At 41.9% G+C, this 14,851-nt stretch carries 13 protein-coding genes; 4 read left to right on the top strand and 9 right to left on the bottom strand.

Annotated elements, in window-relative coordinates; translation table 11 throughout:
* Positions 1 to 358, bottom strand: a 358-nt coding sequence (locus GX654_14300) for a hypothetical protein (GenBank protein ID NLD38034.1), incomplete at its 3' end; no start/stop codon positions are given.
* 280 nt (positions 359 to 638) lie between these two features.
* Between GX654_14300 and GX654_14295 the strand changes: the two genes are divergently transcribed.
* Positions 639 to 1,508 (top strand): hypothetical protein, encoded by an 870-nt coding sequence (locus GX654_14295; protein ID NLD38033.1) that lies wholly within the window; start codon positions 639 to 641, stop codon positions 1,506 to 1,508.
* Positions 1,509 to 1,799: 291 nt separating this feature from the next.
* Positions 1,800 to 4,556: a response regulator gene (locus tag GX654_14290; protein NLD38032.1), complete on the top strand. Its 2,757-nt coding sequence runs from the start codon at positions 1,800 to 1,802 to the stop codon at positions 4,554 to 4,556.
* Positions 4,557 to 4,616: 60 nt separating this feature from the next.
* Here GX654_14290 and hpt read toward each other — a convergent pair whose 3' ends face one another.
* From hpt to eda, 6 genes are read right to left on the bottom strand one after another with little or no spacing between them, the layout of a single operon-like run.
* On the bottom strand, positions 4,617 to 5,150 hold the full coding sequence (gene hpt / locus GX654_14285; GenBank protein ID NLD38031.1) for a hypoxanthine phosphoribosyltransferase: 534 nt from the start codon (positions 5,148 to 5,150) through the stop codon (positions 4,617 to 4,619).
* 8 nt (positions 5,151 to 5,158) lie between these two features.
* Positions 5,159 to 5,983, bottom strand: a complete 825-nt coding sequence (locus tag GX654_14280; GenBank protein NLD38030.1) for a potassium channel family protein — start codon at positions 5,981 to 5,983, stop codon at positions 5,159 to 5,161.
* A gap of 20 nt (positions 5,984 to 6,003) precedes the next feature.
* The gene (locus tag GX654_14275; GenBank protein NLD38029.1) at positions 6,004 to 6,579 is read right to left on the bottom strand and encodes a nuclear transport factor 2 family protein; all 576 of its coding nucleotides are present in this window, start codon (positions 6,577 to 6,579) and stop codon (positions 6,004 to 6,006) included.
* Positions 6,580 to 6,603: 24 nt separating this feature from the next.
* Positions 6,604 to 7,995, bottom strand: a complete 1,392-nt coding sequence (uxaC, locus tag GX654_14270; GenBank protein ID NLD38028.1) for a glucuronate isomerase — start codon at positions 7,993 to 7,995, stop codon at positions 6,604 to 6,606.
* 2 nt (positions 7,996 to 7,997) lie between these two features.
* Positions 7,998 to 9,098, bottom strand: a complete 1,101-nt coding sequence (locus tag GX654_14265; protein NLD38027.1) for a sugar kinase — start codon at positions 9,096 to 9,098, stop codon at positions 7,998 to 8,000.
* 11 nt (positions 9,099 to 9,109) lie between these two features.
* Positions 9,110 to 9,745 (bottom strand): bifunctional 4-hydroxy-2-oxoglutarate aldolase/2-dehydro-3-deoxy-phosphogluconate aldolase, encoded by a 636-nt coding sequence (gene eda, locus GX654_14260; protein ID NLD38026.1) that lies wholly within the window; start codon positions 9,743 to 9,745, stop codon positions 9,110 to 9,112.
* Positions 9,746 to 9,918: 173 nt separating this feature from the next.
* On the opposite strand from eda, the gene GX654_14255 reads away from it, so the two are divergent.
* Positions 9,919 to 10,407 (top strand): YchJ family protein, encoded by a 489-nt coding sequence (locus tag GX654_14255; protein ID NLD38025.1) that lies wholly within the window; start codon positions 9,919 to 9,921, stop codon positions 10,405 to 10,407.
* 3 nt (positions 10,408 to 10,410) lie between these two features.
* Here GX654_14255 and GX654_14250 read toward each other — a convergent pair whose 3' ends face one another.
* Entirely contained in the window at positions 10,411 to 12,441 is a 2,031-nt protein-coding gene (locus GX654_14250; GenBank protein ID NLD38024.1) for a response regulator, read from the bottom strand.
* Positions 12,442 to 12,940: 499 nt separating this feature from the next.
* On the opposite strand from GX654_14250, the gene GX654_14245 reads away from it, so the two are divergent.
* Positions 12,941 to 14,317, top strand: a complete 1,377-nt coding sequence (locus GX654_14245) for a CocE/NonD family hydrolase (GenBank protein ID NLD38023.1) — start codon at positions 12,941 to 12,943, stop codon at positions 14,315 to 14,317.
* A gap of 82 nt (positions 14,318 to 14,399) precedes the next feature.
* Here the strand turns inward: GX654_14245 and GX654_14240 are convergent.
* Positions 14,400 to 14,851 (bottom strand): hypothetical protein (locus GX654_14240; protein NLD38022.1); only part of this gene is annotated, 452 nt, incomplete at its 5' end.

Genomic DNA, 14,851 nt, shown 5'->3' with positions numbered 1-14,851 from the left:
TTGAATGCTTGATGGTAAAAGAATCACCATTAAATACCACCTCCCAGACAGGCCCGGTCCGCCGGAAAATATTCGGATCACCCTTTCTCTTGATACCGATTTCTTTTAATTCACCCATCTCCTGATGGGTCTTGAACCGATAGCGCTCATTAAATCGCCGTTCAAGAAGTATCAGTATGCCTGAGAGGTTAAAAAATACAGCAATCTGCCCTGCAGGAGAGGCTTCAAGAAAAGATAAAATACAGGAGACCGCAGAAGAAAAGCCAAGCCATAGTATGAATGAGCCTTTACGAATAAATTCCACAACAATAAAGACAGCAGTAAAAACCGCCCATATCCACCACATTTTTATTTCCACAGGATATTCTCCAGAAACCTATCACATTTAAGCCTGTTACTCTCTGATAATAATATAAAATCACATTAATACATTTTGAGGCAAGTCACATGAAAATTACAGATTTTTGGCGGAGTATAGGAACATTGCATTTAAGTGTCAAAGAAAAACTCGTATTTAAGCGTGGTAGTACTTTCTCAACTTTAGCAGGATTTGGCTTATATCCAAAAGCATTGACCTTTTAAAATCAATTCATTATTGATCTTTATTAGAGTCAATATTTTATTAAGGAGGGATGGTGATGAGCTGGGTGAAAATAGATTATTCAAGATGCAGCATTTGCGGGGCATGCCTTGAGGAATGTACAAGGTGTTTTTCAAAAACAGATGAAAAGGTGCTGGCACATGCAGACATAAACTGCTGCTCAATATGCGGCAGGTGTGTTGCACTCTGCCCGACAGGCGCAATAAGCCATTCTCAAATGGATATGACAAATTTCCATGTAATAAATAAGGGTGATTTCATTTCACCTGATGACCTCTTTGAATTCTTAAGACAGAGGAGGTCTCACAGGGTATTTACAGATAAAAAGATACCTGATGCAGATATCAAAAAACTGGTTGACATTGTGAGGTATGCGCCAACCGGAAGCAACAGCCAGATGGTGGAGCTCCTATTAATACAAAACCCTGAAAAGAGGAAAAAGCTGTCAGACCTTACTGTGGACTTCATGATTAAAAACGGGGAAGAGTCAGGTGAAAAGGCCAAGGCAATGAGGCTGACAGGAAAGGCGGATGAAGGTGAGATAAAACTCATGGAGATGATCGCCTTTTATGGAGAGATGATGCGAGAGAGCCGTGATGCAGGTATTGACCCGGTATTTTATAATGCCCCGGCAGTTATGATCTTTCATGCGCCTGTGCAGGCATTCTCCAGAAAAGATGACTGTGTTATCGCATCAACAACCGTTGGGCTCCTTTCAAGGACAATGGGGCTGGAATACACCTATATAGGGATATTTGAAGGGGCCGCAAACAACTACCCTGCTGTAATGGAAGAATTAAAACTGCCGGAAGGGAACAGTGTCTACAGCGTTATCATACTCGGTTATCCAAAGGTGCACTTCTACAGGACAGTGGACAGGAAACCTGCAAAGGTGAGGTATGAATGATTGTTTCAGGGCAAAGCGTAAGGGCGAATAATTATTTGCCCCTACATTTTGTCAAAAAAAAATTACCAGCACAAAACCTCATTTTTATCTATTTTATTGTTAATTCTCACTTTTGGCATTTCATTTGCAGCCTGAATAAATATTTGTGCCCTGTAAAATTATGGTATTTTATATATGTTAATAATAATATGTTAATTAATATTACTTATATTTAGTTTATAATATTATTAATAATTTTTAGTTATTTTTCACAAGGTGGATTTGGCCAATAAAGGAGATAATTTTTAAGCATTGTCAGCACTTATGAGCAATAAAACTGTCAAATTTCACAGCCTGACTGTTATTCTGACAATCGCCTTTGTCTCTGTGAGTGTACTTGTTTTACTTATTGCAAGCGGCCTTGAACTCTATTTCAGCTATAATAATCAGAAAAAACAGGTCGTTTCACAACAGCAGTTGATTGCGCGAGATGCGGCCAATTCTGTAAAGACATATATCCATAAAAAAATAGAGATACTTCAAACCGCTGCAATCCTTGGAAACCTGACATCACCCGACCGGGAAGACCAGAGACTGGTTATGGATAAAATCCTGGGGCTGGACCCATCTTTTCGGCAACTGATACTGTTTGATAAAAATGCCAGGGAGATATACAGGGCATCACGAATATCCAGGATATTAATAGATCAGATTAAGGCGGTGGATGTCGAGATTATTCAGCAGGGGTTATCACAGAGCAATATTTATATCAGTACTGTCTATATTGATTCCTCAAACAATGAGCCCCTTATGACAGTGGCCATACCATTAATGGATGTCCTTGATAATTACCAGGGTTTCATAACTGCCGAAATAAACCTCAAGTTCATGTGGGAGCTTGTTGGGGCAATGAAGATAGGTAAAGCAGGTTTGGCCTACGTTGTAGACAAAAAAGGAAATCTACTGGCCTTTGGTGATACAAGCAGGGTTTTAAAGGGTGAGAATCTTAATGATCTTCATGAGGTGTCCAGGTATATCAATTCAAACATCTCAACTGAAAAAACAAATGGGGAGATAACAAAAGGCATTAAGGATAACCAGGTTGTAGCGGTTTATGCAGAACTGGGGAATCCTGACTGGGCTGTTATTGTTGAACTCCCTGCTGTTGAGGCATTCAGGGATATTATTGATTCGCTGCAAAGGACAATCATTTTTCTTTTTTCATGTCTGCTCCTCGCTGTACTGATAAGTATCTTTCTTTCAAAGAAGATTACAAAACCGGTGATAGATCTTAGAGATACTGCAAAAAAGATTGGTGAGGGGGATCTTGATTCACATATAGAGATTACATCAAATAACGAAATAGGTGAACTTGCAAAAAGCTTTAACCAGATGATAGCGGACCTGAAAAGGACAACCGTTTCAAGGGATGAGCTTGCCGAAGAGATCAATGAACGCAAAAAGATAGAAACTGCCCTCATTGCGGCAAAAAAACAGGCAGAAAGCGCCCTTGAGGCAAAGGGTCAGTTCCTGGCCAATATGTCCCATGAGATAAGGACACCTTTAAATGCAATTATAGGTTTCACAAGGCTTTTAAAGGAGACACGCCTTGATGAGATGCAGCAGGATTATCTGGTCACCATGCAGATGAGCGGAAACATGCTGCTTTCACTTATTAATGACATACTGGATTTCTCAAAGGTACAGGAGAAGAAGTATTCACTTGAATCCATAGAGTTTGATTTCATGTACCTTATTGAAAGTATCTTCTCCATGATCAGGTCAAAGATGGTAGGCAGTGCGGTTGACGTATTGTACAGGATGGAAAGCGGGCCAAGATATTTCAAGGGAGACCCAACGCGAATCCGCCAGGTACTGATAAATATTATAGGTAATGCCCTGAAATTTACTGAAAAGGGTGAAGTATTCACCACCATCGGCCCTGCCCCTGAAGACACAATGGGTGAAGGTGAACCGGGCATGATGCGCATCATCAGGATATCTATAAGAGACACAGGTATCGGTATCCCTGAGAGTAAAAAAGAGGCCATATTTGAAGCATTTACACAGGCAGATGCCTCAACAACCCGTAAATATGGCGGAACAGGCCTTGGTCTGTCCATTACAAAGGCATTTGTTGAAAAAATGGGTGGCAGGATATGGGTGGAATCAAGCGAGGGAAAAGGAAGCGAGTTTATCTTCACCCTGAAACTAGAACAGGCAAAGCCGATCATTAATAAGGAGATTGAACCGGTAAGCCATGATGCATTGAATGGCAAACGTGTGCTTATTGTAGATGATAACATCAATGCCGGGGAGATATTCAGCGAGTTCTGCACAACAGCCAAAATGGAGGTCATGCTTGTTGCCCGCTCAGGTGAAGAGGCGCTTCAATACCTTGCAGGAGCTACTATGATGCCTGATATCATCATTAGTGACATGATGATGCCGGAGATGGACGGGTATGGATTTATAGAAATGATCAGGCAAAACGATAAACTAAAGAATCTGAAGATAATTGCCGCCACATCAGAGGCAATACCAGGCCAGTCCATGAATGCACGTATAAAGGGGTTTGATGGATATTTATCCAAACCGATCTTAAGAAAAGAGATGATAAATGTAATAAGAACAGTCTTGGGAGATAAACGCAAGGATAAAAGTAATATAGTAACAAGACATATGGCTGAGGAGATCTCATACAAGGGTTTGAAGGTTATGGTTGTTGAGGATAACCCTATAAACATGAAACTGATGGATACATTATTAAGCAAGTATGGGATTATTATAGACAAGGCCGGAAACGGCAAAGAAGCGGTTGAAATTCTCCGGAAAGATAATCCTTATGATATTATTTTTATGGATATGCAGATGCCTGAGATGAACGGGATTGATGCAACAAAAATCATACGCAAAGAGATATGCAAAGATACCCCTGTTATCGCCCTTTCAGCCGCTGTACTTAAGGAAGACCGAAAAAATGCTACTGAGGCTGGCATGAACGATTTCCTGGAAAAACCTGTAAATATTGAGAAGCTTAAAGAGGTTCTTAAGAAATATTCCACATAGTATGCATCCGGTAACTGACGTTTTTAGATGTGAATCAGTCAGCTTTCAGCAAAAGCAATTTTAATCCATTGCTGCAATAAAGGGCAGATTCCTGTATTTTTCATTATAGTCAAGGCCATAGCCTATTAAAAATTTTTCAGGGACATCAAAACCGGAATAATCGCACCTGATATTACACGATGGACTTCTTGCCCCTTTCTTGTCAAGAAGGACGCATATCTTTATTGAATTAGGCCCCTTCTCTTTAAGATGTTCAACAATCCGGTCAACAGATATCCCTGTATCTATAATATCCTCCACAATGAGTATATCCCTATCTTTTACAGGCATGGTAATGTCATGCCTTATTTCCGCCTTTCCTGATGACTCTTTATTGCCATTATAACTTGAGACCAATATGAAATCGGTAGTAAGGGGAAGGTCAATAGCCCTGATCAGATCAGCAAAAAAGAGGATACTTCCCTTCAGAACACAGATAGCCAGGAGATCATGGCCGATATAATCCCTTGTAATCTCCTGTCCAAGTTCAGAGACCCTCTCTTTTATCTGCTCGGAAGAGAGGATTATTTCATGGGGATAATTAAGGATGTTCATAGCATATTTTAATCCTCTATCTCCTGATAGATTATGCTGCCGCAGGATTTACAGTGTGAGGCATCCCGGTCATGATATCTTAATCCGCATTTCTTACATATGACATCCCTTTTTGTTGAAATATGCACCCATTCCTTAACAATCTGGCTTGCCTGCCAGGGTATAAGAATAATGCCAGATATTATCATTAATACAGTAACAGCCCTGCCACCCCCTGTAACAGGCGCAATATCTCCAAAACCAACAGTGGTTAATGTAACGACTGTAAAATAAAAGGCATCACCAAATGTTTTAACACCCGGATTTGCAGCCTTTTCAAAAAAAAGAAAACACCCTGAAGATATAAAAAAGATCATAAAAATAATCATAAACAGTTTTGTGACCCTGAGTACATGTATTGTAAGGCTGCCAAAGAAAAAATCGGGGGTGGCAAGAAACCTGAAAAACCTGAAGATCCTGAATATCCTTATTATTCTTATAAATTGAATAAATTGCACATCGTGAGTGAGCCCCAAATATGGAAAAACAATAAGGATGAGTGTAGGCATAATGGCAATAAGGTCCATTATGTTGTAGATATCGGTCAACTGCCTGACCCTATTGTCAGCGCCATAAAGCCTTGCCAGATATTCAATGATAAAGAGAAACACTATCACCTTTTCTATCTGCCATAGCAGGGACAGTATCTCCTGATCTACTACATAGGTTTCTATGACCAGAATGGCACAGATAAATAGATTCATCATAATAATGATGACATCTATTCCCTTCCCGATGGGGGTCTTACAGTCAACCAGATAAAACTGAAGTGTCTCCCTGAAGCCATTCTGCATGATCAGTAGTACCTTTTTCCCTACCTGAATGACCTTGGTTTATAGCTCTTTTCCCACATTTCAGGTAAACCGCTGTCAGCAGTGATATATCTTTTTGTAATGAACCAGTTGCCGTTTATTTTCACAAGCTCATCATACTCTCGGCCCTGCTCCTGAAAGCGTGGTGGAGCTTTAATATCTTCATTCATTACACCTGTCCAGATAAACCAGGCCTTTGCAGTATCCCCATCAATTTCAATAATGGCATTATTGAGCAGCATGTGCATTTTCCCACTAAATGCGGCCTCTCCGCTCCCACCCACACCTGCATACAATTTTTCTATTTCTTCACGACCCTTTGAGACCTGATTGTTTACATCAAGTATTGCATCTTCAGTATAGTACATGGCAAGGTCATGATGCTTCCCCTCCCCCATATCAACATAATACTTTACAATCATGTCCTCAATCTGGATACGGTCCAGCAGTTTTTCATATTCCGCGTTTTTTGTTTCGCACCCTGCCATTAATGTAACAGCCAGCAACATTACAGCAAACACAACTGATAATGTAGAGAAAAATGAACTTTTATCTTCCTGTTTATTAAATTTTTCCATGATAATTTCTCCTTTAATATTAATTTACAAACTATAACTTTCCTTTGGGATATTATATGTCAGATCACAGGCCACCCTTTCTGCCTGACTCATTGTGAGTCTGTGTTCTGCAACAAGCCTGGCAAGATATGATGCATCCACACGTCTTGCCATATCATGCCTGGCCGATATGGATAAAAAGGCCCTTGTATCATCATTGAACCCCACAGTATTATAAAAACCTGCTGTTTCTGTGACAGATACCCTGAAGCGCATCATGCCCTCTGGGCTGTCATTAAACCACCATGCAGGGCCAAGCCTTAAAACAGGATAATAACCGGCCAAAGGCGCAAGCTCCCGTGTATACCTCGTATCATCAAGTGTAAACAGGATGATCTTTAGATTTCTTTCATGGCCATAACGTTCCAACAAAGGCCTTAACGCCTTTACATATTCTGTTTCAACCGGTATATCAACCCCTTTGTCACGGCCAAAGCGCTTAAAGATCATACTGCTGTGGTTTCGGTACACACCGGGGTGTATCTGCATCACAAGGCCATCCTCAATGCTCATGCGGGCCATCTCCATGAGCATGTGGCCCTGGAATTCCCTTGCCTCACCCTGGTTGATCTGACCTTTCATGGCCTTATCAAACAACCCCTGCATCTGTGTATCTGAAAGCTCCGCAGTATATGCCTCAAGGCAGCCATGATCAGTTGAAACAGCGCCCATCTCTTTGAAATAAAACCTGCGTTCCTGTATTGCATCAAGATATTTCAGGTATTCCGAACCTCCACTGCACAGCTTATTTACCTCATGAATGAATGATTCATGCAGAGGGTCCATGATTGAGTCAGGCCTGAAGCAGGGGATTACCCTTCCATCCCATTCATCCCGGATCTTCTTATGATGAGCAAGATCGCTGTTTGGCTCATCAGTGGTGCTTATAGCCTCTATCCTGAATCTTTTATATAGATTTCTGATCCTGAACTCTTTGCTTTTTAGTTTCGTATCGATATGGTTATATATGGATTCAGATGACCCTTCATTAAGCTCCTCTTCTATGCCGAATATCTCGCTGAACACATAATCAAGCCACATCCTTGTAGGTGTACCTGAATAAAGGTGATAATTTTTTACAAAGATATCCCATATCTTCCTGGGCTCTTTTTCATACGGGGTATTGTCACGCGGCTTAATCCCCAGCTCCGCATGAGTATAACCCTGAGAGCAAAGCATCCTTACAAGGTAATGATCCGGGATAATAAAAAGTGCGGCAGGATCGGTAAAATTAATATTTTCAGCATACCATGCAGGGTCAGTATGGCCATGAGGGCTTATTATGGGCAGTTCTTTTATCTGATTATAGATGGCACGGGCGATAATTCTGGTCTTCTCTTCTGCAGGAAAGAGTCTATCTTCATTAATAATTGCCATATCTATCTCACCATCCTTGTGCCTGTGCCACTAATAAGGCTTTCCACATCGTTTAAATTTGACATGGAGTTATCTCCGGGGGTTGTCATGGCAAGGGCGCCATGGGCAGCGCCATATTCTACTGCCCTCTGAGGGTCATCATACCTCATCATCCCATAGATAAAGCCAGACACGAAACTGTCGCCACCTCCTACACGGTCAAATATCTCAAGGTTTTCCCTCCGTGTTGCCTGATAAAAATTATCTTTTGCCCTGCATATTGCGCCCCAGTCATTTATGGAGGCAGACTTGGAATTCCTGAGTGTTGGCGCTAATATTTTCATTCCAGGATAATCAGCAAGTATGCTATCGGTTATCTCACTGAACATTACTATATCGATATTTATCTGATTTTCTTTTATGGGAGATGTTTCATATCCGAGTCTTGCTGTAAGGTCCTCTATATTTCCAAACAGGACATCCACATATTTGAGTATATGCCTGTTTATCTCCTGTGCCCTTTTTTCACCACCTCTCTTTTTCCACAGGCTGGCCCTGTAATTAAGATCATAGGAGATAATGGTTTTATATTTTTTAGCGGCACACATTGCCTCTTCTATAACATCCGGTGTTGTTTCTGAAAGTGCGGCAAATATACCCCCTGTATGAAACCACCTCACCCCGCATTTACCAAATATATATTCCCAGTCAATATCACCCTTTTTGAGCTGTGATGCTGCTGTATTTCCCCTGTCTGAAACACCGATAGCGCCCCTTATACCGAAACCCCTTTCAGTAAAATTAAGCCCGTTTCTTACCTCCCTGCCGCACCCGTCATATTCACGCCATTTAATAAAGGAGGTATCAACACCGCCCTGAAGTATCAGATCTTCAACAAGCCTGCCAATCGCATTATCTGCAAGGGCAGTGACAACAGCAGCCCGCATGTTGAAGCACCTTCTTAAACCCCTTGCCACATTATATTCGCCGCCGCCTTCCCATACCCTAAAATTCCTTGAGGTATGTATCCGCCCCTGACCCGGATCAAGGCGAAGCATCACCTCACCAAGAGAAACAAGATCATATCTGCATTCATCTCTTTTTATTAATTCAAGAACAGGCATTATTTCACCTCTTAACCTTTGACGAGATTAACAGCCTCTTTTGTAAGCCTGGTAATCTCCCTGAAATTCCCACAATTAACAAGCCCCTTTTCCACCATCCAGCTTCCTCCTATTGCTATCACACTGGATAATGCAAGGTAGTCCATCATATTTCCTATATTAATACCACCTGTGGGTATAAACCTCATCATTGGATATGGTGCGCTCATCGCCCTGAGGGTGCTTGCACCGCCATAATTCTCCGCAGGAAAAAATTTGACCAGCGTCAGGTCATAATCAAGGGCCATACCGATGTCAGTGGGATTACTTGTTCCGGGTATAACAGTAATACTGTTATTAATGCAATATTCAACAACCTTCTGATTGAACCCAGGGGTAACAATAAAACCTGCGCCCATGTCGATGGCCTCCTTCACCTGATCCACCTTCAATACAGTGCCAGCCCCCAGAAGCACCTCTTTCCTGTTACAGGCTATTTTGTCGATAGCAGTAAAGGCGTCATTCGTGCGGAGGGTAATCTCAGCGCAGGGAAGGCCAGCCTCAATAAGCGCATCAGCCAGCTCCAGTGAATAGAGAGACCTCTCAATTGTAACAACCGGGATGATTTTAAGTTCAGTAAACCGTTTAAAAATAGTGAGTGAATCCATAGATCCCACCTGTTTTGTTTTTATTTGAAGGAATTGAGGGAGGATACAACAATCCTTTTTATTCATCAATATTTTTGATTGCTATTGAACTTATTCTTGACATAAAACAGGGATAATTATTATAGATACCTCCACTTTTATAAAAATGATCTTCATTTTAAAGGAGAACAGATATGGAAAAATGTCCCTGCTCAAGCGGCAAATCCTATGATGAGTGTTGTGCCCCCTTTTTACAGGGCTTAAAGGAGGCTGAGACTGCTGAAAGACTTATGAGGGCAAGGTACAGCGCCTTTGTAAAGGCAGATATAGATTATCTCTATAAAACAGTATCCCCTGACCAGCAGAAGGATTTTAATATTGAAGAGACAAAGGACTGGGCACAGAATTCAGAATGGAAAGGGCTTGAGATCGTAGAGACCATAGAGGGAGGCCCTGATGATGAAAAGGGCACAGTGGAGTTTATCGCAAGTTTCAGGCAGAACAAGAAGGATATAACCCACCATGAACTGGCCTCATTTGAAAAGATAGAGGGGAAATGGATATTCATGGATGGCGTAGTGCCAAAACCAAAACAGGTGATACGTGAAACACCCAAGATTGGCAGAAATGATCCATGCACATGCGGGAGCGGCCTGAAATACAAAAAATGCTGCGGGAAGTAGATACTATATATATTGATCTATGACGCTATACAGCTCATTGGGGTTAATAGGCTTTGAGATATAGTAATCCATGCCAGCCTCCAGGCATTTTTCCCTGTCGCCCTTCATTGCATGTGCTGTAAGGGCAATAATTTTCACATTATGGTTAAGCACCTTTGATTCAGGGCTCCTGATAACAGCAGTAGCCCTGTAACCATCCATGACAGGCATCTGGATATCCATAAGCACAATATCATAATTAATCATCTCAAGGGCCTTTACTGCCTCCTCGCCGTTTGCCACTGCATCTGCCTGAAACCCAAATTTTTCAAGAAGCTTTAAGGCAAGCTTCTGGTTTATTATATTATCCTCTGCAAGAAGGATTTTGACCTTTTTGACCCTCTCATCTGATAGTGTATGGCGTGTGATAAGAGGCTGTTTTTTATGGCTTGCCCTGGAGGTATCCCTGGAAAGCACGGTCACTATACAGTCAAAAAGGTGGTTTCTGCCAATTGGTTTTATAAGATAGCCGTCAAACCCGATCTGCTTCATAGCCGTATAATCGCCTCTGATGCCTCTTGAGGTGAGCATGATCATCCTGGTATTCTTAAGTGCAGGGTCGCTCTTTACCCTCCTACCGAATTCAATACCGTCTATGCCCGGCATCTGCATGTCAGTGATGACAAGGTCATATGGGGCACCCACCTTTGATACTGCATTAAGCAGTTTTATTGCCACTTCTGCGTTTTGCGCCTCATCATAGATAAAGCCCCATTTTGCGAGATACCCCCCAAGTATCTTGAGATTTGTATTGCTGTCATCAACAATAAGCACCCGTCTGGTTTTTATCTCGTCAGGCATGAGGGGCTCATCATCATGTGTATTTATCTGCCTTTCAAAAACCGCAGTAAACCGGAAGTTCGATCCCTTGCCAGGTTCACTCTCAACCCCTATCTCACCACCCATCATCTCTGCAAGTTTTTTAGAGATGCTTAACCCCAGCCCTGTGCCGCCGTATGTTCTGGTGCTTGATGCATCCACCTGCTGGAAAGAGTGGAAAAGCTTCTGGACATCTGACTGAGAAATACCTATACCTGTATCCCTTACCTCAAACCTGATCTTCACATGGGTGGGAGTCTCATTTGCAAGTGTCAGACTGGTAACAATCTCACCCTCTTTTGTGAATTTGACTGCATTGTTAATAAGATTGATAAGTATCTGCCTGAGCCTGCCAGGGTCACCCTTTAACATTGAAGGTATGTCATGATCTATAAAATAGGAAAACTCAAGACCCTTTTCATGGGCATTTACAGAGGGCACCTCCATAGCCTCTCCTATGGCATTCCTCAGGTTGAAGTCAAGTATCTCAATATCGAGCTTTCCTGCTTCGATCTTTGAGAAATCAAGTATGTCATTGATGATTGAAAGGAGTGAATCCGCACTCTTTCGTATGGTATGCACATATTCCTGCTGTTCACTGTTCAAAGGTGTATCTAAAAGCAGGCTGGTCATGCCTATTACGCCGTTCATAGGTGTCCTTATCTCATGGCTCATATTGGCAAGAAATTCGCTCTTGTACTGACTGGCATCTTCTGCTGTTTTGATCGCCTCCCTAAGCCTGTTTTCTACCTCCTTACGCTCTGTTATATCAATATGAACAGACTGGATCAGATTTCTATTATCAGTATCAACAGGGACATAACTGATGAGCATATTCTTTAAATCACCATTTTTTGCCCTGTGGAGTGTCTCAAATACATATGAACCACTCTCATTTTTCTCATGTCTTTCTAGTATGGAGCGTTCATTAACACTCGGATCAATGTCATGGATGAAGAGTTTACCGAACTCCTCGCGGGTATAGCCAAGGCTGTTATGGGCAACATCATTAAATTCAATTATTTTGCTTGTGGTGGAATCTATCATACAGATACCAATCCCAGCATGATTAAAAAAGGACTGGAATTTTTTTTCATTTGAAATAAGCCTGCGGTTAATGGCCTCAAGCTCGTGAATCCTCTTTATCAGTTCATCGTATGTAGGTTTGCTATGCATAGCTCCCCATTTCAATGGAATTAATATAATCGATATTCCATTTAAAGGCCTTAGTCCAAGGTATTATGTCCCTGTTGAGAATTACAAATCACTTAATTTACATTTATTTACTATAATAAAGAAAATTTCAAGCTTATACTTTCAGTTTAACATAGATATCATGACAGGTTTGCTCACAATCCGGAAAATGGATTGGTATCCAATACATAAGCCTTCATTCCCGCCCCCATGTGTTTTTCATTTCCCCCTGCGCCTTTCTTTCTTATCTCTTTTCATTCGATGTTTAACGTTGGATGTTCGATGTTGGACGTTCATTCTTTCCCCTTGAGCCCTGCCTCGATTCTATTGCCCAAGGGGTTATGTCCTTGTCCAGCTCCAGGCAAGGGGAAGCGGTTTCTCCCAGGGACAGTTCTGCTTTCATGGTCAAAATGAGGCGAGAGACGGGTATGACACCGTAGAGTGGCTCGCTAAACAGCCATGGTGCAACGGGAATGTAGGTATGATGGGCGCCTCATATTTCGGGGTTAACCAGTGGTCTACAGCGATTCAAAATCCCCCTCATCTCAAATGTATTGTACCGTGCCCGGGGACCACTGATAATTTCAGGGGGATGATCTATCCGGGCAGTGTGCTGAGATCATCCTTTGTTATCTACATTGTATCCAAGATTTTACAGGAGGCCATATGGCCCGGCCTGTTACCCGGCAAGGAACTCCCTGAAAATGTGATTGCAGGGATATTCGCAAACAGCGAGGATGGCCCGTTCTACTGGGAACACGGAGGGGCATGGCGTGAAATGGATAAGATTAATGTCCCGGTTCTGAGTATTGCACCTGCTGCCAATGATCTCCATATCACACAGCATCTTTCACATTACAACAGCATCAGATCACCAAAAAAATTAATCATATCCCCATGGGCCGGATCACGTTACCAGCCATTCATATTTGAGACTGAGGCCATTAATGAATACCTGCTCAGGTGGTTTGATTACTGGCTTAAAGAGATTGATACCGGGATCATGGATGAACCTGAAGTCGCTATCTATGATAACGGAACCGGCAGATGGCAATATGAAGATGAATATCCTGTAAGGCGAACCGAATGGAAAAGATTTTATATTGGAACCGGTTTGACGTCTACTTCACCATGGGGTTCTCTGGGCGAAGATTCTCCAGGCAGGCAGAAAGATTCAAGCACTTTTAAACATCCGTCAGTTAAAAGACAGATACCGGGCTCTTTCATCTTTCTCCCTAACCCGGATAACAAAGAGTTCCTTGCATTCACCACTCCTCCGCTTGAAGAGGATATTACAATAAAAGGGCCTGTCAGCATGACCCTTTATGCATCAACCACCGAGAAGAGGCCCTCTGACTGGGCATTTTTTATAAAAATTGGTGAGATCGGCCCGGATGGCCCGGCACTGAACCCGGTAACAGGAAAACCATTCCTTAGACCCGACTGGACAGATGCGTGGACACCAAAAGAGGTTAACCTGTGGAGCTATGGAAACCTCAAGACAAAATTCAGAAGGCTCGATGAATCAAGATCAAAGCCGGGAAATCCATGGCATTCTTTTACTGACCCTGAAATTCTTGAGCCGAATACCGTATATGAATTTCAGATCGAGCTTGTACCCATTTTTAATACATTTAAAAAGGGACATAAAATATGGTTGCAGATAGCGTGTGAGGATAAGGATTATAATCTGTGGGATTCAAAAAGCTCCTATGTCACTGGCCCTTCTCCGCGCTCCATCGATATCACTGTTTACCATAGCAGGGAGTACCCGTCTCACCTTGTATTACCGGTGGTGCGGGATAAAGAAAAAGACATAAAGGTAAAATCACCTTTATGTGACTTTCTGCCGCATTAAAAGTAAGAGGTGGAAAGGAGTAAAGGAAAGGTAAATCAAACTATTGAATTTACTTTTTTACCTACGTACCCTACTTTCATAATTAACATTCATCCTTGGTTGGGGCAGTACTGCGCTGCCTTGTTGGGTGCCATATTTCTTCAGGTTTTGGATCATCTGGAGGAAAAGTGTATGGAGCAAGATCCCCTTGTTCAAAGGATAACCCATACGCAACATTAAGTCGATTCATCCACTTGTATTCATGCTCTTTCAGGTCTAAATCTTTTGGGACTGGCATTCCAATCTCATCCGGATGTAATTCTTCACGAAAAATATTACTTGTAAATGGTTCCATTACCGCTTTTTTGTATGGAAAATCACAATGACCGCCACCGCCAAATATAACCCTGATACCATTTAACTGATCTTTGTTGAAAAGTTTCTTTTTTGATAGAGCAAGTGTTTTCTTTGTGCCGATCCTTAATTGTCCAGCAATCCAGTTTTTTGCTTCATTAATCTCATTATGATTTTCACCACGTTCTTTTCTTTCCCGCC

This window comes from Desulfatiglans sp. (assembly GCA_012513605.1).
Classification (GTDB): domain Bacteria; phylum Desulfobacterota; class DSM-4660; order Desulfatiglandales; family HGW-15; genus JAAZBV01.
This window is presented reverse-complemented; position numbering and strand designations above follow the sequence as displayed.

Bases quoted from the DNA above. Each gene is read 5' to 3' on its own strand.
- GX654_14295 (NLD38033.1), top strand. From the start codon at position 639: ATGAGCTGGGTGAAAATAGATTATTCAAGATGCAGCATTTGCGGGGCA.
- hpt (NLD38031.1), bottom strand. From the start codon at position 5,150: ATGAACATCCTTAATTATCCCCATGAAATAATCCTCTCTTCCGAGCAG.
- GX654_14280 (NLD38030.1), bottom strand. From the start codon at position 5,983: ATGCAGAATGGCTTCAGGGAGACACTTCAGTTTTATCTGGTTGACTGT.
- GX654_14275 (NLD38029.1), bottom strand. From the start codon at position 6,579: ATGGAAAAATTTAATAAACAGGAAGATAAAAGTTCATTTTTCTCTACA.
- uxaC (NLD38028.1), bottom strand. From the start codon at position 7,995: ATGGCAATTATTAATGAAGATAGACTCTTTCCTGCAGAAGAGAAGACC.
- GX654_14265 (NLD38027.1), bottom strand. From the start codon at position 9,098: ATGCCTGTTCTTGAATTAATAAAAAGAGATGAATGCAGATATGATCTT.
- eda (NLD38026.1), bottom strand. From the start codon at position 9,745: ATGGATTCACTCACTATTTTTAAACGGTTTACTGAACTTAAAATCATC.
- GX654_14255 (NLD38025.1), top strand. From the start codon at position 9,919: ATGGAAAAATGTCCCTGCTCAAGCGGCAAATCCTATGATGAGTGTTGT.
- GX654_14250 (NLD38024.1), bottom strand. From the start codon at position 12,441: ATGCATAGCAAACCTACATACGATGAACTGATAAAGAGGATTCACGAG.
- GX654_14245 (NLD38023.1), top strand. From the start codon at position 12,941: ATGATGGGCGCCTCATATTTCGGGGTTAACCAGTGGTCTACAGCGATT.